Origin of the sequence: Streptomyces viridifaciens (assembly GCF_001888885.2) — a bacterium.
Lineage (GTDB): Bacteria > Actinomycetota > Actinomycetes > Streptomycetales > Streptomycetaceae > Kitasatospora > Kitasatospora aureofaciens.
In genome coordinates this window covers 5,290,950-5,316,619 of record NZ_CP090841.1, presented here as the reverse complement: position 1 = coordinate 5,316,619, position 25,670 = coordinate 5,290,950, and the positions used below count along the sequence as shown (strand labels likewise).

The window sequence follows — 25,670 nt, the reverse complement described above, 5'->3', positions numbered from 1 at the left end:
GGGTCGCCCCCGCAGCACATTGCGTCAGTTAGACGATTACACTTCGAGGCATGCCCAATCTCCGTGTCGCCCTGTGCCAGATCGACCCCTGGGTCGGTGACCTCACCCGCAACGGCGACGAGGTGGTGCGCTGGACGAAGCAGGCCGTGGAGGCCGGCGCCCAGCTGGTCGCGTTCCCCGAGATGGTCCTGACCGGGTACCCGGTCGAGGACCTCGCGCTGCGCCACTCCTTCGTCGAGGCCTCGCGCGGCGCCCTGGTCGAGCTGGCGGGCCGGCTGGCCGACGACGGCCTGGGCGGGGTGCCCGTGGTGGTCGGCTACCTCGGGCGCTCCGAGCACGCCTCGCCGCGCTTCGGCCGGCCCGCCGGGTCGCCGCAGAACTGCGCCGCGGTGCTGTACCGGGGCGAGGTGGTCACCCGCTTCGCCAAGCACCACCTGCCCAACTACGGCGTCTTCGACGAGTTCCGCTGGTTCGTCCCGGGCGACCAGCTGCCCGTGCTGCGGCTGCACGGGGTGGACGTCGCGCTGGCGATCTGCGAGGACATCTGGCAGGACGGCGGCCGGGTCACCGCCGCGCGGGAGGCCGGGGCCGGGCTGCTGCTGGTGGTCAACGGCTCGCCGTACGAGCGGAACAAGGACGACCTGCGGCTCGAGCTGGTGCGCCGCCGAGCGGTCGAGGCGGGCTGCGCCCTGGCGTACGTCAACATGGTCGGCGGCCAGGACGAGCTGGTCTTCGACGGTGACTCGATCGTGGTCGACGCGGACGGCCGGGTCCTGGCCCGCTCCCCGCAGTTCGAGGAGCACCTGCTGGTGCTGGACCTCGACCTGCCGGCCGCGAGCAGCGACCACACCGACGGCCTGTTGCTGAGCGACGGACTGCACCTGGTCCGCACCGAGCTGGGTGACGAGCCGTCGCCCGCCCCCGCGGACAGGCTCACCGCCGGGATCGCGCCGCGGCTGTCCGACGAGGCCGAGATCTGGGCCGCGCTGGTCTCCGGCACCCGGGCGTACGTGGTCAAGAACGGCTTCGAATCCGTGCTCATCGGCCTCTCCGGCGGCATCGACTCGGCGCTGGTGACCGCGATCGCGGTGGACGCGATCGGCGCCGGGAACGTGCACTGCGTCTCGATGCCGAGCCGCTACTCCTCCCAGCACTCCCGCGACGACGCGGCCGAACTGGCCCGCCGCACCGGGCTGCACTTCCGGACCGTCTCCATCGCCCCGATGTTCGACGCCTACCTGGGCGCCACCGAACTGACCGGCCTGGCCGAGGAGAACCTGCAGTCCCGGCTGCGCGGCACCCTGCTGATGGCGATCTCCAACCAGGAGGGGCACATCGTGCTCGCGCCCGGCAACAAGAGCGAGCTGGCGGTCGGCTACTCGACCCTGTACGGCGACTCGGTGGGCGCGTTCGGCCCGATCAAGGACGTCTACAAGTCGCTCGTCTTCCGCCTCGCCCGCTGGCGCAACGAGGAGGCCGAGCGGCGCGGCGAGGTGCCGCCGATCCCGGAGAACACCATCACCAAGCCGCCGTCCGCCGAGCTGCGGCCGGACCAGGTGGACACCGACTCGCTGCCGGACTACGACCTGCTGGACAGCGTGCTGGACCGCTACATCGAGGGCGACGAGGGCCGGGACGCGATCGTCGCGGCCGGTTTCGACCCGGCGGTGGTGGACCGGGTGGTCCGGCTGGTCGACACCGCCGAGTACAAGCGGCGCCAGTACCCGCCGGGCCCGAAGATCTCGGTCAAGAACTTCGGCCGGGACCGCCGCCTGCCGATCACCAACCGCTGGCGGCGCGGCTAGGGGTCGTCCGGCCGGAACGACGGCTCACGTTCCCCGGCGCACGCACCGTGGTGCGTACCATCACACCTCCGGCAGCGCCGTGCCCGGGCGCGTCGGGCTGCCTTCGGCGCCACATTCCCGGTCGCCCCGCCGGATCTTGACGAGGAGTCACGGCGGACGGTGTCGAAGAACTTCTGGATGTGGGATCGACCACCCGGTCCTTCACGTGATTCCCGCAGGTTTGGTCAGCCGGCCGTCGACCGGCGGGATCCGGACACCCCCGGCCGACATCCGGCTCCCCTCCCCTGGTTCCGAAGTCGCCAATCACCTGCGGCCGGATTTGTCCGACGTTACCCCGGTCACATGCGCGGAGAGCGAGATCGTCCCGTGATCTAGCGTCGTTCGTGCGGCGAAAAACCGCCCTTGGGCGGAAAGTAAGAATCGGGTTAGGTTCTCCTCAGCCCGGGTCGCGAACGAACCGAGCCACCCGGGCGGCGGGGCGGGTGACCGGCGGCCGCCGCGGGCGGGCCCGGATCGTGAACCCCGGCCGGCCGCGTGTGTGGCGGCCCGGAAGCCGCCCGGCCGTGCCTTCCTCACACGCGACAACGAACACGTACACCTACCCGACCGCCACCCACCGGAGGACTTCGCATGGCTGCTTTCCCCGGCCGGCCAGAGGCCTCACGCCAGTTCACGGGCGTGGCCGCACCGGCCCGTGCCGCGGCCGCCCGATCGGCCGACGGCTCCAGGACAGCCCGGGCCGTCCCGGCCCCCGCGGCACGGCCCACCCCGCAGCGACCCCGGCCCGGCCGCTCCACGGCCCGCTCCCGGCCCGCACACCTTCCGGGCCCCACTCCGAAGAATCGGTTCTCTTGGGCCCGTCACCGGGCCCGGGGCGTCCACCGCACCGCCCGCCGCGGCCAGCCCGGATCGCTCCACTCATCGGTCACTCGCGCCTGTCGCCATCGGGGGTCAACCGTGTCAGTCGGCAACAACCATCCGTCGGTTCTCGTCGTCGAGGACAACGTCCTGCTGCGCACGGGCCTGCAGGCCCTGCTGTCGGCCGAGCCCGACCTCGTCCTCCGCGCCGCCGTCGGCGGCGTGGACGAAGCACTCGCCGTCATGGCCGGGCACCCCGTGGACGTCGTGGTGTACGGAGCGGGCGAGTCGGTGGCCGACACCGAGCGGGGCCTCGAGCGCCTGCTCGACCGGGGCACCCGGGTGGTCGTACTGAGCCGGCGGGACCACCCCGGCGAGATGGAGACGTACCTCAGCAGCGGTGTGCACGCCTACCTGGCAGAGGACGCGGCCGGGGAGTGCCTCGGCTCGGTGATCCGGGGCCTGACCTCGGACCGGGAGCGGGTCTACATCATGGCCTCGCGCTCCGGCCTCGACTGGATGGCCGGCCAGCGCGGCAACCGCCTGTCCGGACGCGAGCGGGAGGTCATGGGCCTGGTCGCGAACGGGCTGAGCAACTCGGCCATCGCGGGCCGGCTCTGCATCTCGCCCGGCACCGTCAAGCGCCATCTCCGGAACGTGTTCGTCAAGCTCAACGCCGTCTCCCGGATCGACGCCGTGAACAAGGCCCGGGCCGCTTCCATGCTGGTCCCGGCCGGCCGGGCCTGAGCCCCGCGGACCGGTCCGGCGCGGATCCGTCCGCGGTGGACCGGTCCGGCGCGGACCCCTGCGGGGACGACGGCCCGGCAGGGAGCGGAGCAGGGCTCGGCCGGGACGGGCCTCAGGCCGAACGGGCCCGCAGGCCCTGCTCCATCGCCCGCGCGGCAAGCGCCTGGAACTCCTGCCGAGTGGGCGACGTGCCGCTGAGCAGGTCGTTGTGCAGCTCCTGCAGCGGTCGGGAGGGGGCGATGCCGAGGTCCTCGTCGAGCCGGCGGTAGAGCACGCGGTAGACGTGCAGGGCCTCGCTCCGCCGCCCGGCGGCGTCCAGGGCGAGCATGAGCTGCTCGTGGTACCACTCGTTCATCGGCTGGTGCAGGGTCAACAGTCTGAGTTCGGGGATGAGTTCCCGGTGGCGCCCGAGCTGCCGGTCGGCCAGGATGCGGTGCTCCAGGGCGCGCAGGCGCATCTCCTCCAGGACGGCGACGTGACCGGCGAGCGGAGCACCCACCGGGATGTCCGCCAGGGCGGTGCCCCGCCACAGGTCCAGCGCCTGCCGCAGCCGCTGGGCGGCCGCCTCGGGGTGGCCGGCGGCCAGCAGCCGGTCCCCCTCGTGGTGCAGCCGCTCGAACTCCTGGGCGTCCAGCTCCTCCTCCCCCAGCAGCAGCACGTAGCCGGGGGCCTTGGTGAGGATGACCTCGCGGCCCAGCGGACGGCAGAGCTTGCGCAGTTGGTAGATGTACGTCTGCGCGGTGGTGACCACCGTGCGTGGCGGGCTGCTGCCCCAGATCTCCTCGATGATGAGGCCGAGGTCCACGATCCGGTTCGCGTTCATGAGCAGGACCGCCAGCGTCCAGCGGACCTTCAGCGCGCTCGGGGTACACGGAATTCCCTTGTCGAGGACTTCCAGCGGACCCAGAATGTTGAACTTCACCATGCCTCCGATGTCGCTCGGATTTCCCTCGGCCCCAGGTATATCCGGGTCCGCGGACGGGTCTCAAGAGGAATCCGCACAAGGTGGCAGGCGCGCAATTCCAAGGTGGCACCGACGCATTTCCAGAGCGGTCCGGCTCCCTGTCCCGAGGGAAACACCCCCGCCGACCGACCCCCGCCGATCGGCTGGCGGATCGACAAGTCCTGTTAGGGTGGGGGCGGTTGGCCCCATGGGCCGGCACCAGTCACCTGATACCCGCGAGACAGAGCCACGAGGAGAAGGACGTGCCCCGAAAGATCCGTGTTGCTCCGGTAATCCGTACGAAGACCGCAGAACTAGGGGACACACGTCTTGACAACCGTGAACATCGGAATCCTGGCCCATGTCGACGCCGGTAAGACCAGCCTGACCGAGCGACTGCTGCACACCGCCGGCGTCATCGACCGGGTCGGCAGCGTCGACCGCGGCGACACCCAGACCGACTCGCACGAACTCGAGCGCCAGCGCGGCATCACCATCCGGTCCGCGGTGGTGTCCTTCACCGTGGGCGACGTCAAGGTCAACCTCATCGACACCCCCGGCCACCCGGACTTCATCTCCGAGGTGGAACGGGCCCTCGGCGTGCTCGACGGCGTGGTGCTGGTCATCTCCGCCGTGGAGGGCGTACAGGCCCAGACCCGGCTGCTGATGCGCACGCTGGTGAAACTGCGCATGCCGGTCATCCTCTTCGTCAACAAGATCGACAGGATGGGCGCGCGCTACCACGAGCTCCTGGACGAGATCCGCTCCGAGCTCACCCCGGCCGTCGTCGCCCTGACCCGGGTCGAAGGGCCGGGCACCCCCGGAGCACGGGCGTTCGCCCGGACCGTCGGGACCGACGACCCCGACTTCGCCGCCGAACTGGCCGACGTCCTGGCCGAGCACGGCGACGACTTCCTGGCCCGCTACCTCGAGGACGAGACCTCCCTGACCGCGCAGGACTACAGCGCGGAACTCGCCCGCCAGGCGGCCCGGGCCCAGCTCTACCCGGTGCTCTTCGGCTCGGCCGTGGCCGGCGCCGGCATCGATGCCCTGGTCGACGGGATCACCAGGCTGTTTCCGGTCAATCACGGCGGCTCCGGGGGCACCCTCCGCGGTACCGTGTTCAAGATCGAGCGCGGGTGGGCGGGCGAGAAGGTCGCCTACGTCCGGTTGCACGGGGGCGAGCTCGGGTCGCGGGAGAAGGTGTCCGTGTTCCGGCGCGACCAGCACGGAGCCGTCACCGAGATTCCCGGCCGCACCACGGTGGTCGAGGTGTTCGACCGGGGCTCGGCCGTCGTCGAGTCGCGGGCCCGGGCCGGGGACATCGCCAAGGTCTGGGGGCTCAAGGGCATCCGGATCGGCGACCGGCTCGGTTCGGCCGAGGGGCTGGACGGGGAGCACCTGTTCGCGCCGCCGAGCCTGGAGACCGTGATCCGACCCTCCCGGCCCAGCGCGATGCCCGAACTGTACGACGCGCTGCTGCAGTTGGCCGACCAGGACCCGTTCATCAACGTCCGCAAGGACGACGAGGAGCAGGAGATCGCCGTCTCGCTCTACGGTGAGGTGCAGAAGGAGGTCATCGCGGCCACGCTCGCCGACGAGTTCAAGCTGGACGTGGCCTTCGAGGGCACCCGGATCATCTGTGTCGAGCGCCCGATCGGGGTCGGCGAGTCGGTGGAGGAGATCGACTACCGGAGCAAGACCTTCTTCTGGGCCACGATCGGCCTGCGGGTGGAACCCGGGGAGCCGGGATCAGGGGTCGTGTTCCGCCGCTCGGTGGAGCTCGGCTCGCTGCCGCACGCATTCCACAAGGCCGTCGAGGAGGCCGTGCGGGCCACCCTGCAGCAGGGGCTGAACGGCTGGGAGGTGCTGGACATCCTGGTGACCCTCACCCGTTCCGGGTTCGCCAGCCCGGTGAGCGCGGCGGGCGACTTCCGCAAGCTCACGCCGCTCGTGCTGATGAACGCGCTCAAGCAGGCGGGCACGCAGGTGTACGAACCGGTCAACCGCTTCGAGCTGGAGGTGCCGGGTGAGAACGCCAGCGCCGCCCTGCTGAGCCTGGTGGAGTGCGGCGCCACCCCGGAGAGCACCCGGGGCCTGGGCAGCAGCTGCCTGGTGGAGGGGACGATCCCGGCCCGCACGGTGCAGGAGTTCGAGCAGCGGCTGCCGGGCCTGAGCCAGGGCCAGGGCGTGCTGGTCACCCGGTTCCACAGCTTCCAGCCGGTGGTCGGGGCGGCGCCGAGGCGGCGGCGGACCGACCTCAACCCGGTGGACCGCTCGGAGTACATGCTGCGGGCCTTCGGCCGGATCTGACGGGACGTCGCGAAAGCTGAGGGCCCGACCACCGTGACGGTGGTCGGGCCCTCAGCCGTGGCGCACTCCGTCCTCAGTCGAGCAGTGCCACCGCTCGCGTCCAACCCGCCCCCGCCCCGGCGATCTTGACCGGGAACGCCTGCACGGTGAACCCGGTCGGCGCGGGCAGTGCGCCCAGATTGCTCAGACGCTCGATCTGGCAGTACTCCCGCTGCCGGCCCGCGAAATGCGCGGGCCACAGCACGGAACGGTCGCGGGTGCGCTGGAACTCGGCGAGCATGTGCGTGAACGGAGCGTCCAGCCCGAAGGCGTCCGTCCCGATGAGCCGCACGCCGAGGTCGAGCAGAAGGTTCGTCGCCGCCCCGTCCAGGCCCGCGAACCGGGTGAAGTACTCGGGAGTCCCGGCGAGTCGTTCGGCACCGGTGTGCAGCAGCACGATCTCCCCGGCGCTCGGCCGGTGGTCGATCTCGTCGAAGGCGCGCCGCAGCCGGTCCACGCCGACCGTCCCGACCCCGCAGTCGGTGAGGTCCAGCCGGACGCCCGGCCCGATGAACCATTCCAGCGGCAACTCGTCGATGTGGCGCGGCACTCCGTAGGCGGCCCTGCTGCCGTAGTGGGAGGGTGCGTCGACGTGCGTGCCGGTGTGGGTGGTCAGGGTCAGGGTGTCCAGCGAGAGCAGTTCCCCGTCCGGCAGGTCCGCGACGTCGAACTCGAGGCCGTGGTCACGGAGCATGCCCTCGGCCATGTGGCGCGCGCCGTCGGCCGGCGTCAGCACCTCGTGGCGGATGCCGTCCACCTCCCAGGCGTTGGCGTCGATCGTCGAGGAGAGGTCAATGAGGCGCATGCGCGGCTCCTTCCGGCAGCAGGGCGCAGTCCCGCAGGACGTCGAGGCAGCGCTCCGGCCCCCGATCCCGCGCGGCGAGGTGGCCGTCCGGCCGGATCAGCAGGAACTCCCCTGGTGCCAGGCCGAGTTCGCGGCGCAGAATACCCCCGGGGTCGGGCAGCTCGCCCGGGGCTCCGGGGTCGGCGACGGTACGGACGGAGACGGCGGAGCCGAACAGCCGCTCCACCCGGGCGAGCGCCTCCCGGTGCCCGGTGCTCCCGCCCTCGGCCGGGGTGGCGAGCAGGGTCCAGCGGGGGTCGGCGAGTTCGGCGCAGAGCGCGGACCAGCCGGGGTGCCCGGCGGCCGTCCGGGCGTCGCAGCCCACCCGGTCCCCGGGGGAGGGCCGCCCGGCGCGCGAGCCGGCCGGGCGGGTGAGCGGGCTGTCCGGGTAGCCGAGGGCCAGTCCGCAGAAGCCCCGGATCATCCGGCCCTCGACCTTGCGCCGCAGCGGCGTGATCCGGCGCAGCGCCGCGGTGCCCACGGTCAGCAGGGCCGGGGCCAGCGCGGTGCGCAGCGACACCAGGGCGGTGGCCGTGCGGGTGGAGCGCAGCAGCACGGCCCCGGTCGGGACGCGCTCGGCGTCGTAGCTGTCCAGCAGGGCGGGCCCGGCGTGGCCGCGGATCACGTCGGCGAGCTTCCAGGCGAGGTTGTAGGCGTCCTGGATACCGCTGTTCATGCCCTGCCCGGAGGCCGGGCTGTGGACGTGGGCGGCATCCCCGGCGAGGAAGCAGCGGCCCTCGCGCATCCGGGTGATCTGGCGTTGCTGGACGGTGAAGACGGAGAGCCAGGTCGGGGTGCCGACCTGGACGGGGCGCCCGAGCGCCCGGCCGATCTTGTCGGCCAGGCGGCGGCGGACCAGCTCGCGGTCCTCGGCGCCGTCGGTGTCCACCGTGTCCACCACGCGCCACTTGCCGGGCTCGGGGAACGGGACGAGCAGCAGGGTGCCGGGCTCGGTGTGCAGCAGGTGGTTGCTGTCCGGCGGGAGGTCGGCGTCGAGGGTGACGTCGGCGTTGAGCCAGACCTCGGTGGAGTCGCCGATCAGGCGCATCCCGAGCTGCTTGCGCACGGTGCTGCGGCCGCCGTCGGCGCCGACCAGCCAGGGCACCCGGGTCTCCTCGGTGCGCCCGTCGGCGTGGCGGAGGGTGACGAGCACGGAGTCGGGCCCGGGCTGCAGCGCGGCGAGTTCGACGCCCCATTCCACGGGGACGCCGAGTTCGGCGGTGCGCTCGCGCAGCACCTGCTCGGTGACCACCTGGTCGACCATCAGGCTGAACGGGTAACGGGTCGGCAGTGAGCGGTAGTTGGTGTCGAAGCGGATGAGGGTGCGGCCCCGGCGGTGCATGGTGAAGTGGGTGACCCGCCGGCCGAGCGGCAGCAGCCGGTCGAGGGCGCCCATCTGCTCGAGCACCTCCATGGTCCGGGCGTGCACCGCCAGGGCCCGGCTGCTGGTGGCCGGGCCGGGCGCGGCGTCGACCAGCCGGACGGGAACGCCGCGCCTGGCGAGTTCGTGGGCCGCGGTGAGGCCGACCGGGCCGGCCCCCGCGATCAGGACGGCCGGAGCGGGGTCAGCCACGGCGTTCCTCGGCGAAGCGCTTGGCCAGGCCGAGCGTGGCGCGGCTGTTGCCGCCGGCGGCCTCGCGGATGAAGCGGCGGGCGGTGGCGGCGGTGGCGTCCGGGCCGAGGACGGTGGGGACCGCCTCGGGGTTGAGGACGACGGCGTGCCAGGAGGTGACCCGCACTCCGCGGTCGGTCGACTCGACGGTCCAACGGCCGGTGTGGGCGGCCATCATGGAGGGGGTGCGCAGCTGCTTGTAGGCGATGCCGGACTCCGGGAAGCAGATCCGGATGGACTCGGTGGTGTGTTCGGAGCCGTCGGCGGTGCGGGTGTCCATGGACATGTGCTGGATGCCGCCGGCCTCCTCGCGCAGGTCGAGGCGGGCGACGTGGGGCAGCCGGGCGGGCCAGGCGGCGGCGTCCCGCAGGAAGTCGTAGACGGCCTCCGGGGCGGCGTCGACCAGCACCGAGTCCTCGAACTCGAACTCGAACTCGGCGAGCCGGTTCCAGCGTTCGGCGAGGTCCTTGATGCCGGCGAGCTCGCTGCGGCTGTTGCGGTCCGTCGCCTCGCTGATCCAGCGCAGGCCCTGCGGGTCGTCGTCGAGCGCGCTGAACTCGTGGGTGAGGGTGAGGGTGGTGCCGCCGGGGCGCTCGGCGACCTGCCACTCCCCCGCCATCGAGGCGACCGGGGCCGAGGAGGCCTCCTGGCGGAAGCGGATCCGGCGCAGGTCGGCGTCCAGGTCTCGGCGGGACGTCCAGTGCTTGACCTCGCCGTTGGCCCGGGCCCAGATCCGCAGGCGCTCGGCGCCCGGCCCCAGCTCCTCGCGCTCGACGTGGAGGGTGGGGGCGAAGCGCCGCGGCCAGGCCAGGGCGTCGGCGATGACGGTGTAGACGACCTCGGCGGGGGCGTCGACGTCGATCGAGTGGGTGGTGTGCTGGATGGTGCTCATGGGTGGGACCGGCCCTTTCCGTCGGCGGGGTGAAGTTCGGCGGGGTGCGTGGGGTGCGGCTCAGTAGATGCCGAGGCCACCGCAGACGTTGATCGCCTGCGCGGTGACCGACGCGGCGTCGGGGGTGGTCAGGTAGTCGACCATGCCGGCGACCTCCTCCGCGGTGGAGTAGCGGCCGAGCGGGATCTTCTGCTCGAAGCGCGAGAGCACGTCCTCCTCGGTGGTCGCCCAGGTCGCGGCGTACGCCTGGCGGACCCGCACGGCCATCGGCGTCTCGACGTAGCCGGGGCAGACGGCGTTGACCGTGGTGCCGGTGTGGGCGAGTTCCTTGGCCAGCGCCTTGGTGAAGCCGATGACGCCGGCCTTGGAGGCCGAGTAGGGGGCGCCCAGCGGGACACCCTGCTTGCCGCCGGTGGAGGCGACGCTGATGATCCGCCCGTGCCCGGCCGCCTCCATGCCGCCGGTGGTGAGGACCTCGCGGGTGACGCGGAAGACGCTGGTGAGGTTGGTGTCGATCACGTCCTGCCACAGCTCGTCGGTGAGGGTGGAGGTGACGCCACCGCCGTTGCGTCCGGCGTTGTTGACCAGCACGCCGATCGCGCCGAAGCGGTCCACCGCCGCCCGGACGAGCCTGCTCACGTCCGGCGCGGAGCGGACGTCGGCCGCGAGGCCGTCCACCTCCAGGCCCTCGCCGCGCAGGCGGGCGACCGTCTCGGCGACGCCCTGCGCGGTGCGGGCGCAGATGAAGACGCTCAGCCCGCGCCGGGCCAGCCGCTCGGCGCTGGCCAGTCCGATGCCGCTGGTCGCCCCGGTCACCAGGGCGACGTCGCCGGTCGTCACGGTGCTCATCGCATCGATCTCCTGTCTCGCTCACGGATCGCGGGCCCGGGCGGGCCCGCCGGTCGGGGCCCGCCCCCGCGCCCCGTCGGGAACCCGGGGGGACAGGCCCCGGGCCGACCCTGCCCGGACGGCTTCGACTGCGGTTCGAGCGCGCCGCACACGCCGACCGCTCCAACGGGATTCGAAGCGCGGGTGGGAGCGTCGGCGCTGCCCAACCACCGACGCAACGAGGAGGCCCGGAGCATGACCGGTTCGCTCTACGAGGAGGTCCAGCACTTCTACGGGCGGCAGATGCGCCACCTGGACGAGGGTGAGGTCACCGAGTGGGCCGCGACCTTCACCGAGGACGGCGTGTTCGCCGCCAACGCCCGCCCGCACCCGCAGGAGGGGCGCGCGGCGATCGAGCAGGGCGCCCGGGAAGCCGCGCAGCGCCTGGCCGATGCCGGAATCCGGCACCGGCACTGGCTGGGGATGCTGGAGGTCGCCGCGCAGCCGGACGGCCTGGTGCTCGCCAAGACCTACGCGCTGATCGTCGCGACGCCCAAGGGCGGGCCGGCCGCCGTGCACCTGAGCTGCAGCTGTGAGGACCAGCTGGTGCGCGTCGACGGCGAGTTGAAGGTCCGGCACCGCCGGGTGCACCGGGACGACCTGCCCGCCTGAGAGGAGGCCACCGTGGACCTCCCACGGGACAGTACGACCTTCGGTCCGCCGCTGGACGTGGTGGCGGAGCTGATCGGCGGGCCCCGGATCGACGACCTCGTCCGTCGCGCGGCTGAGCTGACGCCTCGTCATGTAGCTCTGGTGCACGGTGACCTGGTGCTCGACCACGCCGCGCTGGAGGCCCGGGTGAGCGACTGCGCCGAGGCGCTGCGCGCCGCGTTCGGCGGTCCCGGCACGGTCATCGCGATCGCCGCCGAACTGACCGTCGACTTCGCCGTCACCTTCCTGGGCATCTCCCGCTCCGGGAACACCAGCGCCATGTTCAACCCGCTCGTCCCGGACGACACCCTGGTGCACGTCCTGAACTCCTGCGGCGCCCGGGCGGCCGTGCTGTCGCCCCGGATGCACCGCCGTGTCCTGGCCCTGCGGGACCGGCTGCCGCTGCTGCGGCAACTGGTGGTGACCGCCGACGCGCTCGACGGCACGCCCGTCCTGGACGCCCTGGAGCGCACCGCCGTCCCGGCCGGCGAGGTGGTGGAGACCGCCTGCCTGCAGTTCACCAGCGGCACCACCGGCGCGCCGAAGACCGTCCGGCTCAGCCACCGCAACCTGCTGGTGAACGCGGCGCAGTCGGCGCACGCCCACCGGCTGACGGCCGACGCCGTCTCGCTCAACAACCTGCCCTCCTTCCACCTGATGCACCTGAACACCGCGCTCGCGGTCGGCGCGACGCACGTGCTCTGCCCGGAGGAGGACCGCGCGGCGCTGGTGGGACTGGCCCGTACCTGGCGGGCCTCGCACCTGTACAGCCTGCCGGTGCGGTTGTCCCGGCTCGCCGGGGACGAGCGGCTGCCCGGCTTCCGCATCCCCTCGCTACGGGCGGTGCTGTCCGGTGGATCGGCGCTGCCGCCCCGGACGACGACCGCCCTGCAGGAGCACTTCGGGGTGCCGGTCGTCCAGGGCTACGGCCTCGCCGAGACGTCCCCGTCGACGCACTTCGACCTGCCCGAGGGGCCCACCCTCGGCTCCAGTGGGCCCCCGGTCGCCGGGACGGCCTGCCGGATCGTGGACGTGCGCACCGGCGCGGTGCTGCCGGTGGGCGAGCGCGGTGAGATCCAGGTCCGGGGCCCGCAGTTGATGCTGGGCTACCTGGGCGACGGGCCCACCGACGCCGTCGACGCGGACGGCTGGTTCCGCACCGGTGACGTCGGCCGGATCGACGAGGCCGGCCGCCTGTTCGTCGTCGACCGGATCAAGGACGTCTTCAAGTGCGACAACTGGCTGGTGTCGCCGACCGAGATCGAGCGGGTGCTGATGCGGCACCCGGCCGTCGCCGACTGTGTGGTCTTCGACCAGCCCGACGAGCTGAGCGGCGCCGTCGCCGTCGGCCTCGTCGTGCCGCGCGGCGAGGGCGTCGACCCGGCCGCCCTGGCCGCGTTCGCGAACGCCCGGCTCCCCTACTACGAGCACCTGAAGCAGCTGCGCCTGGTGGAGGGCATCCCGCGCTCCGCCACGGGCAAGGTCCAGCGGCGCGAGCTCCGTGACCGGCTGTTCGGCTCCCTCTGACCCGCACCACCCCACCCGTCCGACCCACCACAGGAGGAACACCGTGTACACCTTCATCAACCGTTTCACCGTCACCGGGGACGTCGCCGAGTTCGAGACGCTCGTCGGCGAGATCAGCGAGTTCATGAGCGGCCGGCCCGGCTTCCGCTCGCACCGGCTGTACCGCTGCGCCACGGACGCCTCGGTGTACGTGGAGACCGCCGAGTGGGACGACGCGGCCTCGCACCGGGCGGCGACCGGCTCGCCGGAGTTCCGCGCCCGGGTCGGCAAGGTGATGAGCCTGGCCAAGGCCGAGCCGGCCCCGTTCGACCTGCTCGCGCAGCACGGCGCCTGAGAGGGGGAGCACCATGACGGACAACGGCGAGATCATTGCGCAGCCGGTGATCCAGCTGCGCGAGCTGGGGCTGGCGGCGGCCGGCGCCGCCGCCGTGCGGGCCGCGGCCCGGCTGGGCCTGGCTGACGCCCTGGGCGAGGAGCCCGCCGGCGCGGCCGAGCTGGCCCGGGCCGTGAACGCGGACCCGGACACCCTGCAGCGGCTGCTGCGCGCCCTGGCCTGCTACGGCGTGTTCGCCGAGCAGCCGGACGGTCGGTACGTGCACACCGGCGCCTCCCGGCTGCTGCGCGAGGACACCCCGCGCAGCCTGAAGGACATGGTGCTCTGGGGCACCGAGCCGTGGACCTGGGAGCTGTGGGGCCACCTCGACGAGGCGGTGCGCACCGGCAAGGCCGTCTTCCCCGAGCTGCACGGCATGGACTTCTTCGACCACCTGCACGCCCACTCCCCCGAGTCGGCGGCCGTGTTCGACCGGGCGATGACCCAGTCCAGCCGGCTCTCCGCGCTCGCGTTGGCCGACCGGCTGGACCTCGGCGGGGTCGGCACGGTGGTGGACATCGCCGGTGGCCAGGGGCACGTGCTGGCCACCCTGCTGGAGCGCAACCCCGGTCTGCGCGGCACCCTGCTGGACCTGCCCGAGGTCGTCTCCGGGGCCGACGCCCGGCTGCGGCCGGGCGGTGCGCTGGCCGGGCGCGCCACGCTGCTCGGCGGCGACTGCCGGCGGGAGATCCCGGTGCAGGCCGACGTCTACCTGCTGAAGAACATCCTGGAGTGGGACGACGAGAGCACCGTCCTGACGCTGCGCAACGTCGTCCGGGCGGCTGCTCCGGGCAGCCGGGTGATCGTGGTCGAGAACCTGGTGGACGGCAGCCCCGAGCTGCGGTTCACCACGGCGATGGACCTCCTGCTGCTGCTCAACGTCGGCGGCCGCAAGCACACCAGGGCCGGCCTGGTCTCGCTGATCGAGGAGGCGGGCCTGACCCGGGCCGAGGTCCGTCCGGTCAACTCCTACCTGCACCTGGTGGAGAGCGTGGTGCCCGAACGGGGCTGACCCGCCCGCCCACGGCCGCCGCCCCCGGACCCGTCCGGGGGCGGCGGCCGTGCTGTCCGGGGCGGCGGCCCTCGCACTGTCCGGGGCGGCGGTGAGCCCCGTCGGCACGGCCGACGGGGCTCGGGGGCGGAACGGGAAGGGGAGCGGGGTCAGATGCCCTCGGCGAGCCGCTTCACCGCCTGCTCGACCCGCTCGTCGGTCTCGGTGACGGCCACCCGCACGTGCCGGGCGGCCGCAGCGCCGTAGAACTCACCGGGCGCCACCAGGATGCCGCGGTCGGCCAGCGCACCGACGGTCGTCCAGCACGGCTCGTCCCTGGTCGCCCAGAGGAACAGCGCACCGGCCGAGTGCTCGATCCGGAAGCCGGCGTCCACCAGCGCCCCGCGCAGCAGCTCGCGCCGCCGGGCGTAGCGCTGGCGCTGGGCCGCCAGGTGCGCGTCGTCACCGAGCGCGGCGACCATGGCGGCCTGCACCGGGGCGGGGACCATGTGGCCGGCGTGCTTGCGCACCTCCAGCAGCGTCGCGATGACGGCCGGGTCGCCGGCGGCGAAGCCCGCCCGGTAGCCGGCCAGGTTGAAGCGCTTGGACAGCGAGTGCACCGCCAGTACGCCGTGGTGGTCGCCGCCGGTGACCTCGGCGTGGAGCACCGAGCGGGTCGAGCGCTCCCACACGTGGTCCAGGTAGCACTCGTCGTTGACCACCAGGGTGCCGCGCTCGCGCGCCCACTCGACGACCGCGCGCAGTTCGGCGGCGTCGAGCACCCGGCCCTCCGGGTTGGACGGGGAGTTCAGCCACAGCAGGCGCGGCGCGGGGCCGTCGTAGCTCAGCGGGTCGTCCGTCCGGACGAAGGTGGCACCGGCCAGTCGAGCGCTCACCTCGTAGGTGGGGAAGGACAGTTGGGGGGCGAGGACGACGTCCCCCGGGCCCAGGCCCAGCATGGTGGGCAGCCAGGCGATCAGCTCCTTGGTGCCGACCGCCGGGATCACGGCCTCCGGCTCGACGCTCACGCCCTCGCGGCGCAGCAGCCAGGCCGCGGCGGCGGCCCGCAGCGCGGGCGTGCCCTCGGTGGACGGGTAGCCCGGGGCGTCGGCCGCGGCGGCCAGGGCCGCGCGCACGGCCTCCGGGGTCGGGTCGACCGGGTCACCGAGCGCCAGGTTGACCAACCCGTCGGGGTGGGCGGCCGCGCGCCTGCGGTACGGGAACAGAACGTCCCAGGGGAACTTCGGCAGCCGCTCGATCATGCCTGCGCCCCCGCCCCGACGTTGCGGGCCAGCGGCGGAGCCTGGCAGTCGGAGTCGATGCCCCAGGAGACGATCCGCTCCGGCGTGATCCGGATCAGCTCGTCGTCGACGTGCGGCAGGATCTCCTTGCCGCCGGTCGCCAGCGCGACGGCGGTGCCCCGGATCTCGATCCCGCGGACGACCCAGCGCTGCGCGTCCACGATGTCGTCCACCACCAGCGACACCCGCGGATGCCCCTGCACGTGGCGGTACTTGAGGCTGCGGGCCATGCCGCGCCCGGTCACGTCGACGGTGCCGAGCTCGGCGTTGTAGTGGAAGCCCAGCGGGACGACGTGCGGCTGTCCCCGGCCGTCCACGGTGGCCAGGCGGGCGAGCGGCTGCGAGGCCAGGTAGGCGGCCTCTTTCGCGGTGAATGGCATGGCTGTCCTCGGTGTCTGCGGGTCAGGGTCGGCGCCCACGCTAGGCAGCCTGCTTCGAGCGGCCTTGGTGCCGTTCGGCCTGCTCGCGTACCCGCGCTGGACTCCGGCTCGAAGTCCGGCTGACACGGTGAGGCCGTCGTACCGGACCGAGACGGGAGGTCGCGTTGGACTGCGATGTGGTGGTGGCGGGAGCGGGGCCGACGGGCCTGATGCTCGCCTGCGAACTGGCCCTGGGCGGAGCCCGGGCGGTGGTGGTGGAACGGCGCCGCGAGCCGGAGAAGCACTCCAAGGCCATGGGCATGCAGGGCCGCACCGTGGAACTGCTCGAACTGCGCGGGCTGCTCGACCGCTTCAAGGAGGGCGCGGGCGTGCTGCAGGGCGGCAACTTCGCCAGCCTGGGCGTGCCGATGCGCTTCGAGGAGTTCGACACCCGCCACCCGTACGTGCTGCTGGTGCCCCAACTGCGCACCGAGGAGCTGCTCGCCGAACGGGCCCGCGAACTGGGCGTGCGGATCGTGCGCGGCTCGGGCGTCACCGGCTTCGCCCAGGACGCCGACGGGGTCACCGTCGAGACGGACACGGGCCTGCTTCGGGCACGGTACCTGGTCGGCTGCGACGGCGGCGGCAGCACCGTCCGCAAGGCCGCCGGCATCGGCTTCACCGGACAGGACCCGCACATGTACGCCCTCATCGGCGACATGCGCTTCAGCGGCGACCTGCCGCGCGGCGAGGGCCTCGGCCCAATGCGGCCGGTGGGCCTGGTCAACCCCGCCAAGCGGTCCTGGTTCGGCGCCTTCCAGCACCAGCCGGGCGTCTACCGGGCCACCGTCGCCTGGTTCGACCGGCCCTTCGCCGACCGCCGCGCCCCGGTCACCGAGGAGGAGATGCGCGCCGCACTGGTCGAGCACACCGGCAGTGACCACGGGATGCACGACGTCACCTGGCTGTCCCGCCTCACCGACGTCTCCCGGCTGGCCGACTCCTACCGGCTGGGCCGGGTGCTGCTGGCCGGCGACGCCGCGCACATCCACCTGCCGGCCGGCGGCCAGGGGCTCAACCTGGGCTTCCAGGACGCCGTCAACCTCGGCTGGAAGCTGGCCGCCGTGGTCCGCGGCCACGGCACCGAGGAGCTGCTGGACAGCTACGGCCGCGAGCGTCGCCCGATCGCCGACGGCGTGGTGCGCAACACCCGCACCCAGGCCGTCCTGATCGACCCGGACCCGCGGTACGAGGCACTGCGCCAGACCTTCCGCGACCTGATGGCGCTGCCCGACACCAACCGCCACATCGCCGGCATGCTCTCCGGCTTCGACGTCGCCTACGGCGGCGGCGACCACCCTCTGGTCGGCCGCCGGATGCCGGACGCCGAGCTGATCACCGCGGACGGGCCGCGGAGGATCAGCGATTGCTTCGCCGGGGCCCGCGGTCTGCTGCTGCTCCCCGGACAGGGCCCGACCGCCTCGCCGCTGGCCGCCTGGGCGGACCGCGTGGACACCCTGACCGTCAAGTCGGGCGGCCCGGACCCGGACACCGCCCACCTCGTCCGCCCGGACGGCTACGTGGCCTGGGCCGGCGAAGCGGCCCGCACCGAGGAACTGCACCACGCCGCGACCACCTGGTTCGGCGCGGCGGCCTGATCCCCCTCCCCCTGAGAAAGGACGCACGATGACCTCGTCCACCGACAGCGCCGCCGCCCGCGCGCGCCGGATCGTCGCCCTCAACACCGCCTACTTCCAGGCGAAGGCGCTGCAGAGCGCGGTCGAGCTCGGCCTCTTCGAGCTGCTCGCCGAGCGCTCCGCCGGGCTCGACCAGATCCGCGCCGAACTGGGCGTCCGGCACCGGCTGTTCAAGGACTTCCTGAACGCCCTGGTCGGCCTCGGCCTGCTGGACGAGCAGGACGGCGGCTACCGGGCCTCCGAGCTCGCCCGGGAGTTCCTGCTCCCCGGCCCCACGTACCTCGGCGGCACCGCCCGCCAGCACGCTCGGCTGCACTACCACGCCTGGGCGCAGCTGACCGACGCGCTGCGCGACGGCAAGGCCAAGTCGGCCGTGGCCGCGCAGGGCCAGCTGGCCTACCCCAAGCAGTACGAGGACCTGGACCGCGCCCGGCAGATCATGCTGCACATGGACGCCCACAACGGTTTCACGGCCGACGAGTTGGCGCGCGCGATCGACTGGAGCCGGTACACCTCCTTCGTGGACGTCGGCGGCGGGCGCGGCAACGTCGCCTCCCGGATCGTCACCGCCCACCCGCACCTGCGCGGCGGGGTCTTCGACCTGCCGGCGCTGCGCCCGCTCTTCGAGGAGCTGGTGGCCTCGGCCGGAACCGCCGACCGGGTGGACTTCCACGGCGGTGACTTCTTCGCCACCGACCTGCCGGAGGCGGACGTGGTGATCTTCGGTCACGTCCTGCCGGACTGGCCGGTCGGGGACCGCAGGGAGCTGCTGCGCCGCGCCCACAAGGCGGTGCGCCCGGGCGGCCTGGTGGTGCTGTACGACGCCATGATCGACCCGGAGGAGCGCGACCCGGAGGTCCTGCTGCAGCGGATCAACCACACCATGATCCGGGACGAGGCCGGGGCGTACTCGCTGCAGGAGGCCCGCGCCTACCTGGAGGAGGCCGGCTTCACCGTCGACCGGATCGCCGCCTCCGACACCATCACCCGCGACCACTTCGCCATCGGCGTCAAGTCGGTCTGAAGGAAAAGGAGTTCGACATGACCGACACAACCGCGGATCAGACGCGGCACGGCGACCGGCCGTACGACGTCGTCATCATCGGCAGCGGGCTGTCGGGCACCATGCTCGGCTCGATCCTCGCCAAGCACGGCTTCCGGATCATGCTGCTGGACGGTGCCCACCACCCCCGCTTCGCCGTCGGCGAGTCCACCATCGGGCAGACGCTGGTGGTGCTGCGGCTGATCTCGGACCGGTACGGGGTGCCGGAGATCGCCAACCTGGCGAGCTTCCAGGACGTCCTCGCCAATGTCAGCAGTTCGCACGGGCAGAAGAGCAACTTCGGCTTCATGTTCCACCGGGACGGCGAGGAGCCGGACCCGAACGAGACCAGCCAGTTCCGCATCCCCTCGATCGTCGGCAACGCGGCCCACTTCTTCCGCCAGGACACCGACTCCTACATGTTCCACGCCGCGGTGCGCTACGGCTGCGACGCCCGGCAGTACTACCGGGTGGAGAACATCGAGTTCGACGACGGCGGGGTGACCGTCTCCGGCGCGGACGGCAGCACCGTCCGGGCCCGCTACCTGGTCGACGCCAGCGGCTTCCGCTCGCCGCTGGCACGGCAGTTGGGGCTGCGGGAGGAGCCGAGCCGGCTCAAGCACCACGCCCGCTCGATCTTCACCCACATGGTCGGAGTGGACGCGATCGACGACCACGTGGACACGCCGGCCGAGCTTCGCCCGCCGGTGCCGTGGAACGACGGGACGATGCACCACATCTTCGAGCGCGGCTGGATGTGGATCATCCCGTTCAACAACCACCCCGGGGCCACCAACCCGCTGTGCAGCGTCGGCATCCAGCTCGACGAGCGCCGCTACCCCGCCCGGCCGGACCTGACGCCCGAGGAGGAGTTCTGGTCCCACGTGGACCGCTTCCCGGCGGTGCAGCGGCAGTTGAAGGGCGCCCGCAGCGTGCGCGAGTGGGTGCGAACGGACCGCATGCAGTACTCCTCGAGCCGGACGGTCGGCGAGCGCTGGTGCCTGATGTCGCACGCGGCCGGCTTCATCGACCCGCTCTTCTCCCGCGGCCTGTCCAACACCTGCGAGATCATCAACGCGCTGTCCTGGCGGCTGATGGCCGCGCTGCGCGAGGACGACTTCGCGGTCGAGCGCTTCGCCTACGTGGAGGAACTGGAGCAGGGCCTGCTGGACTGGAACGACAAGCTGGTCAACAACTCCTTCATCTCCTTCTCGCACTACCCGCTGTGGAACTCGGTCTTCCGGATCTGGGCCTCGGCCAGCGTGATCGGCGGCAAGCGCATCCTCAACGCACTGACCAGGACCAAGGAGACCGGCGACGACAGCCACTGCCAGGCGCTGGACGACAACCCGTACCCGGGCCTGTGGTGTCCGCTGGACTTCTACAAGGAGGCCTTCGACGAGCTCACCGAGCTGTGCGAGGCCGTGGACGCCGGGCACACCACGGCCGAGGAGGCCGCGCGGGTGCTGGAGCAGCGGGTCCGCGAGTCGGACTGGATGCTGCCGGCCCTGGGCTTCAACGACCCCGACACCCACCACATCAACCCGACGGCGGACAAGATGATCCGGATCGCGGAGTGGGCCACCGGTCACCACCGCCCGGAGATCCGTGAGCTGCTGGCCGCCAGCGCCGAGGAGGTCAGGGCGGCGATGCGGGTCAAGCCGTAACACGAGGGGCAACGGCGAGGGCCGCGTCCGGGGAGGTGCTCCCGGACGCGGCCCTCGCCGTTCGCCGCACGCGGGCGGGCTCAGCCCTCGGCCGCCAGGGTCAGGGCGGCCGTCCGCGGATCCTCCTCCACCGGCCAGCGGGCGTAGGAGCGGCGCCAGTACATCAGCGGGCTGGGCACCTCGGGCCGGGGCCCGCCGGCCACCACCGCGCCGATCACGATGGTGTGGTCGCCCGCGTCGAGGGCCGCGGCGACCCGGCACTCGGCGTGCGCGACGACGTCGGCCGACATGACCGGCACGCCACCGGCGCTGCCCGGCTCCCACCGGACGTCCCGGAAGCGGTCGTCCACGGGCGCGGCGAAGCGCGCGGACGTGGACTCCCCTCCGCCGCGCAGCACGTTGACGGCGAACTCGCCGCGCTCCAGGAGGGCCTTCAGCACCCGGCTGTCGCGGTTGATGCAGACCAGCAGCAGGGGCGGGGCCTTGGAGACGCTGCAGGCGGCCGAACAGGTCAACCCGTACGGCTCCCCGTCCGGTCCCAGGGTCGTCACCACGGTGACCCCGGTCGGCAGGGCGCCCATGATCGACAGGAAGGTGTCGCCGTCCACCAGGCCGGGGGCCAGGTCCAGCGGCAGGGACAGGGGTTCGGGGGGCATCGGTCCTCCACTCTCGGCGGGTCGGTGCCCCCATGCTCGCGGGGCGCCTTCGAGCCGGCGCCGGGCCGTCGTCGGGCCCTCCGCGCACGCGAACGGGCGCGCGCGAGGGCGCGCGGACGCGGACGGAGCCGGAGCGGAAAAGCGCGTACCCCCGGCACGGGGGTGACCGGGGGTACGCGGGTTCAGGGGGTGCGCGTGCGCGCGCTCACTCCTCGTCGCGCAGTTCCCGCAGCGGGAAGGTGAGCAGGAAGCCCACCGCAAGGATCAGGCCGCCGACCAGGAACATCGTGTCGAAGCCCGAGGTGAAGGCGTCGACCGCCGAGGCGCTCAGGCCGCCGGTGGAGTCCGGGTCGGAGAGCGCACGGCGCACGGCCTCGTCCGGGTCGGCCCCGTCGAGCCTGCCGGCGGCGACGCCGAACAGCACCGACATGAAGACGGCGGCGCCGCTCGTGCCGCCGAGCTGGCGGAACAGACCGGAGGCGGCGTTGGCCACGCCCAGCTCGGACTTGGGCGCCGAGCTCTGGATCGCCAGGGTGATGACGGTCTGGGAGAGCCCGATGCCGAAGCCCAGCCAGGCCGCGATCACCACGATCACCGCGAGCGGGGTGTCCGCGCCCGCGGCGGAGAGCGACAGCAATGCTCCGGCCATCGAGCCGAGGCCCACGATCGCGGGCTTCTTGTAGCGGTTCCACTTCTTGATGATCTTGGCGCAGATCGTCTGGGAGACGATCGCCCCGGTCATCACCGGGATGATCACCAGTCCGGCGACGGTGGCACTGCGCCCCTGCACCAGCTGCAGGAACAGCGGCAGGGTGGAGACCGTACCGAAGATGCCGACGCCGATGGTGAAGTTGACGGCCGTGGCCATCGTGATGCCACCGCGCCGGAACAGCCGCAGCGGGACCATCGCCTCCAGCCCGCGGGCCCGCTCGGCGAGCACGAACAGCACCAGGCCGATCAGCGAGACGGCGAACAGCGTCAGCGAACGCGCCGATCCCCAGCCCCAGTCGAGGCCCTCCTCCGCCACGATCAGCAGCGGCACCAGGCAGAGCGCCAGGGTGAGCGCCCCCCGGAAGTCGATCGGGTGGTCCACCCTGCGGTGCGGCAGGTTGAGCGCCTTGCGCACGCTGAGCAGCGCCACGAGACCGAGCGGCACGTTGATCAGGAAGGCCCAGCGCCAGCCGGTCACCCCGAGGATCTCGCCGGCGCCCGCGAACAGGCCCCCGACGAGCGGGCCGAGCACACTGGCCGCCACCCAGGCCATCATCAGGTACGAGAAGTAGCGCCCGCGCTCGCGCACCGGGGCGAGGTCGGCGATGACGGCCGTCGGCAGCGACATCAGCCCGGCGCCGCCGAAGCCCTGGAGGACGCGGGCGATCGCCAGCGTCTCCATCGAGTTCGCCATCGCGCAGGCCGCCGAGCCGACGATGAAGACCGCGATCGCCGCCAGATAGAGCGGCTTGCGGCCGTAGATGTCGGACAGCTTGCCGTAGAACGGCATCGCGATCGTGGAGCTGACCAGGTAGCCGGTGATCACCCAGGCCTGGACGGTCTGGCCGTGCAGTTGGTCGCCGATCGTACGCAGCGCGGTGGAGACGATCGTCTGGTCGAGTGCGGCGAGCAGCACGGCCAACAGGAGCCCGGACAGCGCGGTGATGATCTGGCGGTGAGTGAAGCCGGCGGGGCCGCCGGCCTCGTCCGCGACGGCCTCGCCGGTCTGCGAGGTGGCGTTCGCCATTCCCATTTCTCCCACCGAATTCGACAAGGTCTTGTCGAACTGAGCGTAGTGGCTACCGTGGCGGAATGACAAGTTCTTGCCGAAATCCCGGCCCGGACGAGGCTAGGCTGGCCGTGGAGAGCCTGCGATTAGGCTGCCCCCATGACCGATCTCTCCCCCGCGGCCGAGACCTTGAGTGACATCACCACCGAACTGTTCGCCGTCAACGGAGCCCTGCTGCGCGCGGGCGACGCGCTGTCCGCCCGCTTCGGGCTCACCTCCGCGCGCTGGCAGGTCCTCGGGCTGCTGGCCGAGGGGCCGCAGAGCGCCGCCCACCTGGCGCGCGAGCGCGGGCTGCGCCGCCAGGCCGTCCAGCAGACCGTGGTGAAGCTGGTCGAGGAGGGCCTGGTCAGCACCTCCCCCAACCCGGCCGACCGGCGGGCCCCGTTGGTCTCGCTGACCGCCAAGGGCACCGACGCCCTCGCCCGGATCGAACCCGCCGAACGCCTGTGGATGGAGCACCTCGCGGGCGGCCTGGATCCGGACGACCTGAAGGCCACGCTGCGGCTGCTGCGTGGCCTTCGGGCGGTCCTGGCCGAGGGGCTGCCCCCGACGGCGGTCGGCGGCGCGGACGCCGCCGACGTCACAGGTCCAGCGTGACCTCGTACTCGGCGAGCCAGGAGTTGAGCCACAGCACCAGCTCCAGACTGCCCCGGTCGTAGGGCCGGCTCACCGCCCCGGTCGGACGGGCAGCCGCGGCCAGGGCCCGCTCGCGGTCCAGCAGCGGCAGCACCGGAGCGTCCGGATCGGCGAGCACCCCGGCCAGTTCGGCCCGCAGGGCGCCCTCGTAGCCCGGATCCTGGGTCGCCGGGTACGGGGTCTTCACCCGCTCGACCACCGAGCGCGGCAGCAGGTCGGCCACCGCCGCCCGCAGCAGGCTCTTCTCCCGGCCGTCGAAACTCTTCATCTCCCAGGGCACGTTGAAGACGTACTCCACGAGCCGGTGGTCGCAGAACGGCACCCGCACCTCGAGGCCGACCGCCATGCTCATCCGGTCCTTGCGGTCGAGCAGGGTCTGCACGAAGCGGGTCAGGTTCAGGTGACCGATCTCGCGCATCCGCCTCTCGGGCGCCGACTCACCCGGCAGCACCGGCACTTCGGCGAGCGCCTCGGCGTACCGGGCCGCCCGGTAGCCGTCCAGGTCGAGCTTGTCCAGCAGACCCGCCTGGAACAGCGAGCTGCCGCCGAAGTAGCGCGCCGAACCCGGGGTGAGCCACGGGAAGGTGGCCGCCCGCAGGGCCAACGGGTTGCGGAACCACCGGTAGCCGCCGAAGAGTTCGTCCGCGGCCTCGCCGGACAGCGCCACCGTGACGTTCTCCCGCACCGCGCGGAAGAACAGGTAGAGCGAGGGCCACATGTCGCCCCAGTACGCGGGCGGCAGGTCGGTGGCGCGCAGCACCGCGGAACGCACCGCCGGGTCCGACAGGCCGGGGCTGTCCAGCAGCACCTCCAGGTGGTCCGCTCCGACGTGCCCCGCCAGCTCGCGCACGTACGGCGCGTCCGCCTCCCGCCGGACGGCGTCGGAGGCGAAGGCGTCGGCGGCGCCCCGGAAGTCCACCGAGAAGGAGCGCACCGGCCCGCTGCGGGCGGCCAGCGCCGTCACGGCCGACGAGTCCAGGCCGCCGGAGAGCAGCGTGCCCAGCGGGACGTCCGAGACCAGCTGACGGGTGACGGTGTCGGCGAGCAGGTCACGGACGGTGCCGATGGTCGTCGGCAGGTCGTCGGTGTGCTCGCGGGCCTCCAGCCGCCAGTACGTCTGCCGGCGCACCCCGCCGCGCCCCACCCGGACGAGCTGACCCGGACGGACCTCGACGAGCCCGGAGAAGACGGCCGCCTCGGGCGTCTTCACCATGTCCAGCACCTCGCACAGCCCGTCCGGGCCGACCCGGCGGGACAGGGTCCGGTCCGCCAGGACGGCCTTGGGCTCCGAGCCGAAGCGCACGCCGGCGGCGGTCGGCCAGTAGTAGAGCGGCTTGACGCCCATCCGGTCGCGGACCAGCAGGAGTTCCTCGCTGTGCTCGTCCCAGACGGCGAAGGCGAACATCCCGTTGAGCCTCTCGACCAGCGCGGCGCCCCACTGGAGGTAGCCGCGCAGGACGACCTCGGTATCGCAGGACGTCCTGAACCGGTGGCCGTGCGAGGTGAGTTCGGCGCGCAGCTCACGGAAGTTGTAGATCTCGCCGCTGAAGGTGATCGCCGCGCCGCGGCCCTCGTGTTCCGCGGTCATCGGCTGCCGGCCGTGCTCGGGGTCGATCACCGACAGGCGCCGGTGACCGAGCCCGGCCGCGCGGCCGAACCAGAGGCCCTCGGCGTCCGGCCCCCGGCAGGCCATGGTGTCGGTCATCGCCTGGAGCAGGTCCCGGCGGTGTTCGGCCGGGGCGTCGTAGTCGACCACCCCCACGATTCCGCACATGCTCAGCCGGCCGTGGCGAGACCGAGGTTGACCGCGTCCAGGAGCATCCGCGGCGTGGTGGCCTCCACCACGGTCTCGTCGGGCAGGGTGATGCCGCGCTCGCGCTCGATGGTGTTGAGGGTGTTGAACAGGGCGAGCGAGTCGTAGCCGAGGTCGGCGAAGGGGACGTCCAGGATGTCGTCGAGGGCGACGCCCTCGTCGGCTCCGGCAGCCTCCTTCAGCACGGCGATCAGGTCGTCAAGGGTGAACTCTGCCATGGCTGTTCCTCACATCGG

General features: G+C 72.7%; 22 protein-coding genes. 11 read left to right on the top strand and 11 right to left on the bottom strand.

What is annotated here, in order from left to right; all coding sequences use genetic code 11:
* Nucleotides 1–50: 50 nt before the first annotated feature.
* Complete coding sequence (locus BOQ63_RS30975; protein WP_072655306.1) at nt 51–1,805, top strand: NAD+ synthase; 1,755 nt, start codon at nt 51–53, stop codon at nt 1,803–1,805.
* A 957-nt stretch (nt 1,806–2,762) separates the two neighbouring features.
* The gene (locus BOQ63_RS30970; protein ID WP_033348105.1) at nt 2,763–3,410 is read left to right on the top strand and encodes a response regulator transcription factor; all 648 of its coding nucleotides are present in this window, start codon (nt 2,763–2,765) and stop codon (nt 3,408–3,410) included.
* Nucleotides 3,411–3,522: 112 nt separating this feature from the next.
* On the opposite strand, the gene BOQ63_RS30965 is transcribed toward BOQ63_RS30970, so the two are convergent.
* Complete coding sequence (locus tag BOQ63_RS30965) at nt 3,523–4,335, bottom strand: AfsR/SARP family transcriptional regulator (protein WP_046385711.1); 813 nt, start codon at nt 4,333–4,335, stop codon at nt 3,523–3,525.
* Between the two features lie 348 nt (nt 4,336–4,683).
* Between BOQ63_RS30965 and BOQ63_RS30960 the strand changes: the two genes are divergently transcribed.
* On the top strand, nt 4,684–6,666 hold the full coding sequence (locus BOQ63_RS30960; protein ID WP_072655305.1) for an elongation factor G: 1,983 nt from the start codon (nt 4,684–4,686) through the stop codon (nt 6,664–6,666).
* 73 nt (nt 6,667–6,739) lie between these two features.
* Here BOQ63_RS30960 and BOQ63_RS30955 read toward each other — a convergent pair whose 3' ends face one another.
* From BOQ63_RS30955 to BOQ63_RS30940, 4 genes are read right to left on the bottom strand one after another with little or no spacing between them, the layout of a single operon-like run.
* Nucleotides 6,740–7,510, bottom strand: coding sequence for a cyclase family protein (locus BOQ63_RS30955; RefSeq protein WP_030282616.1), 771 nt, complete (start codon nt 7,508–7,510; stop codon nt 6,740–6,742).
* Nucleotides 7,497–9,122 carry an FAD-dependent oxidoreductase gene (locus BOQ63_RS30950; RefSeq protein ID WP_072655304.1) on the bottom strand — a complete coding sequence of 542 codons (1,626 nt, stop codon included), beginning with the start codon at nt 9,120–9,122 and terminating at the stop codon, nt 7,497–7,499. The genes BOQ63_RS30955 and BOQ63_RS30950 overlap by 14 nt, the downstream gene beginning before the upstream one ends.
* Nucleotides 9,115–10,053, bottom strand: coding sequence for an aromatase/cyclase (locus tag BOQ63_RS30945; RefSeq protein WP_030282611.1), 939 nt, complete (start codon nt 10,051–10,053; stop codon nt 9,115–9,117). The genes BOQ63_RS30950 and BOQ63_RS30945 overlap by 8 nt, the downstream gene beginning before the upstream one ends.
* Nucleotides 10,054–10,113: 60 nt before the next feature.
* A complete protein-coding gene (locus BOQ63_RS30940) occupies nt 10,114–10,902 on the bottom strand; it encodes an SDR family NAD(P)-dependent oxidoreductase (protein ID WP_072655303.1) in 789 nt (262 codons plus the stop codon).
* Between the two features lie 234 nt (nt 10,903–11,136).
* Here BOQ63_RS30940 and BOQ63_RS30935 point away from each other — a divergent pair, with 234 nt between their 5' ends.
* From BOQ63_RS30935 to BOQ63_RS30920, 4 genes are read left to right on the top strand one after another with little or no spacing between them, the layout of a single operon-like run.
* Nucleotides 11,137–11,553, top strand: a complete 417-nt coding sequence (locus BOQ63_RS30935; RefSeq protein ID WP_030282608.1) for a nuclear transport factor 2 family protein — start codon at nt 11,137–11,139, stop codon at nt 11,551–11,553.
* A gap of 12 nt (nt 11,554–11,565) precedes the next feature.
* Complete coding sequence (locus tag BOQ63_RS30930; protein WP_079183827.1) at nt 11,566–13,119, top strand: class I adenylate-forming enzyme family protein; 1,554 nt, start codon at nt 11,566–11,568, stop codon at nt 13,117–13,119.
* A gap of 43 nt (nt 13,120–13,162) precedes the next feature.
* Complete coding sequence (locus BOQ63_RS30925) at nt 13,163–13,453, top strand: antibiotic biosynthesis monooxygenase family protein (RefSeq protein WP_030282603.1); 291 nt, start codon at nt 13,163–13,165, stop codon at nt 13,451–13,453.
* A gap of 13 nt (nt 13,454–13,466) precedes the next feature.
* Nucleotides 13,467–14,504 (top strand): methyltransferase, encoded by a 1,038-nt coding sequence (locus tag BOQ63_RS30920; protein ID WP_030282601.1) that lies wholly within the window; start codon nt 13,467–13,469, stop codon nt 14,502–14,504.
* A 149-nt stretch (nt 14,505–14,653) separates the two neighbouring features.
* On the opposite strand, the gene dapC is transcribed toward BOQ63_RS30920, so the two are convergent.
* Together dapC and BOQ63_RS30910 are read right to left on the bottom strand one after the other, a co-directional pair.
* The gene (gene dapC / locus BOQ63_RS30915; protein ID WP_318299383.1) at nt 14,654–15,745 is read right to left on the bottom strand and encodes a succinyldiaminopimelate transaminase; all 1,092 of its coding nucleotides are present in this window, start codon (nt 15,743–15,745) and stop codon (nt 14,654–14,656) included.
* Complete coding sequence (locus BOQ63_RS30910) at nt 15,742–16,164, bottom strand: PPOX class F420-dependent oxidoreductase (RefSeq protein ID WP_030597156.1); 423 nt, start codon at nt 16,162–16,164, stop codon at nt 15,742–15,744. The genes dapC and BOQ63_RS30910 overlap by 4 nt, the downstream gene beginning before the upstream one ends.
* Before the next feature lie 164 nt (nt 16,165–16,328).
* Here BOQ63_RS30910 and BOQ63_RS30905 point away from each other — a divergent pair, with 164 nt between their 5' ends.
* From BOQ63_RS30905 to BOQ63_RS30895, 3 genes are read left to right on the top strand one after another with little or no spacing between them, the layout of a single operon-like run.
* Entirely contained in the window at nt 16,329–17,801 is a 1,473-nt protein-coding gene (locus BOQ63_RS30905; protein WP_037829093.1) for an FAD-dependent monooxygenase, read from the top strand.
* A 28-nt stretch (nt 17,802–17,829) separates the two neighbouring features.
* Nucleotides 17,830–18,864 carry a methyltransferase gene (locus BOQ63_RS30900; protein WP_046385710.1) on the top strand — a complete coding sequence of 345 codons (1,035 nt, stop codon included), beginning with the start codon at nt 17,830–17,832 and terminating at the stop codon, nt 18,862–18,864.
* Between the two features lie 17 nt (nt 18,865–18,881).
* Nucleotides 18,882–20,549: an NAD(P)/FAD-dependent oxidoreductase gene (locus BOQ63_RS30895; protein ID WP_030282590.1), complete on the top strand. Its 1,668-nt coding sequence runs from the start codon at nt 18,882–18,884 to the stop codon at nt 20,547–20,549.
* 80 nt (nt 20,550–20,629) lie between these two features.
* Here BOQ63_RS30895 and ctcQ read toward each other — a convergent pair whose 3' ends face one another.
* Both ctcQ and tcr3 read right to left on the bottom strand, forming a co-directional pair.
* Entirely contained in the window at nt 20,630–21,205 is a 576-nt protein-coding gene (ctcQ, locus tag BOQ63_RS30890; protein ID WP_030282588.1) for a flavin reductase CtcQ, read from the bottom strand.
* A gap of 205 nt (nt 21,206–21,410) precedes the next feature.
* Nucleotides 21,411–22,943 carry a tetracycline efflux MFS transporter Tcr3 gene (gene tcr3 / locus BOQ63_RS30885; protein WP_030282584.1) on the bottom strand — a complete coding sequence of 511 codons (1,533 nt, stop codon included), beginning with the start codon at nt 22,941–22,943 and terminating at the stop codon, nt 21,411–21,413.
* Nucleotides 22,944–23,084: 141 nt separating this feature from the next.
* Here tcr3 and BOQ63_RS30880 point away from each other — a divergent pair, with 141 nt between their 5' ends.
* Nucleotides 23,085–23,582, top strand: coding sequence for a MarR family winged helix-turn-helix transcriptional regulator (locus BOQ63_RS30880; RefSeq protein ID WP_046385709.1), 498 nt, complete (start codon nt 23,085–23,087; stop codon nt 23,580–23,582).
* Here BOQ63_RS30880 and asnB read toward each other — a convergent pair.
* Nucleotides 23,566–25,395 (bottom strand): asparagine synthase (glutamine-hydrolyzing), encoded by a 1,830-nt coding sequence (asnB, locus tag BOQ63_RS30875; RefSeq protein WP_030549942.1) that lies wholly within the window; start codon nt 25,393–25,395, stop codon nt 23,566–23,568. The genes BOQ63_RS30880 and asnB overlap by 17 nt on opposite strands.
* Nucleotides 25,396–25,397: 2 nt before the next feature.
* Nucleotides 25,398–25,652 (bottom strand): acyl carrier protein, encoded by a 255-nt coding sequence (locus tag BOQ63_RS30870; protein ID WP_072655301.1) that lies wholly within the window; start codon nt 25,650–25,652, stop codon nt 25,398–25,400.
* Between the last annotated feature and the right edge of the window lie 18 nt (nt 25,653–25,670).

Bases quoted from the DNA above. Each gene is read 5' to 3' on its own strand.
- BOQ63_RS30880 (WP_046385709.1), top strand. From the start codon at position 23,085: ATGACCGATCTCTCCCCCGCGGCCGAGACCTTGAGTGACATCACCACC.
- asnB (WP_030549942.1), bottom strand. From the start codon at position 25,395: ATGTGCGGAATCGTGGGGGTGGTCGACTACGACGCCCCGGCCGAACAC.
- BOQ63_RS30900 (WP_046385710.1), top strand. From the start codon at position 17,830: ATGACCTCGTCCACCGACAGCGCCGCCGCCCGCGCGCGCCGGATCGTC.
- dapC (WP_318299383.1), bottom strand. From the start codon at position 15,745: ATGATCGAGCGGCTGCCGAAGTTCCCCTGGGACGTTCTGTTCCCGTAC.
- BOQ63_RS30975 (WP_072655306.1), top strand. From the start codon at position 51: ATGCCCAATCTCCGTGTCGCCCTGTGCCAGATCGACCCCTGGGTCGGT.
- BOQ63_RS30955 (WP_030282616.1), bottom strand. From the start codon at position 7,510: ATGCGCCTCATTGACCTCTCCTCGACGATCGACGCCAACGCCTGGGAG.
- ctcQ (WP_030282588.1), bottom strand. From the start codon at position 21,205: ATGCCCCCCGAACCCCTGTCCCTGCCGCTGGACCTGGCCCCCGGCCTG.
- BOQ63_RS30870 (WP_072655301.1), bottom strand. From the start codon at position 25,652: ATGGCAGAGTTCACCCTTGACGACCTGATCGCCGTGCTGAAGGAGGCT.
- BOQ63_RS30920 (WP_030282601.1), top strand. From the start codon at position 13,467: ATGACGGACAACGGCGAGATCATTGCGCAGCCGGTGATCCAGCTGCGC.
- BOQ63_RS30965 (WP_046385711.1), bottom strand. From the start codon at position 4,335: ATGGTGAAGTTCAACATTCTGGGTCCGCTGGAAGTCCTCGACAAGGGA.
- BOQ63_RS30945 (WP_030282611.1), bottom strand. From the start codon at position 10,053: ATGAGCACCATCCAGCACACCACCCACTCGATCGACGTCGACGCCCCC.
- tcr3 (WP_030282584.1), bottom strand. From the start codon at position 22,943: ATGGCGAACGCCACCTCGCAGACCGGCGAGGCCGTCGCGGACGAGGCC.
- BOQ63_RS30935 (WP_030282608.1), top strand. From the start codon at position 11,137: ATGACCGGTTCGCTCTACGAGGAGGTCCAGCACTTCTACGGGCGGCAG.
- BOQ63_RS30940 (WP_072655303.1), bottom strand. From the start codon at position 10,902: ATGAGCACCGTGACGACCGGCGACGTCGCCCTGGTGACCGGGGCGACC.
- BOQ63_RS30895 (WP_030282590.1), top strand. From the start codon at position 18,882: ATGACCGACACAACCGCGGATCAGACGCGGCACGGCGACCGGCCGTAC.
- BOQ63_RS30910 (WP_030597156.1), bottom strand. From the start codon at position 16,164: ATGCCATTCACCGCGAAAGAGGCCGCCTACCTGGCCTCGCAGCCGCTC.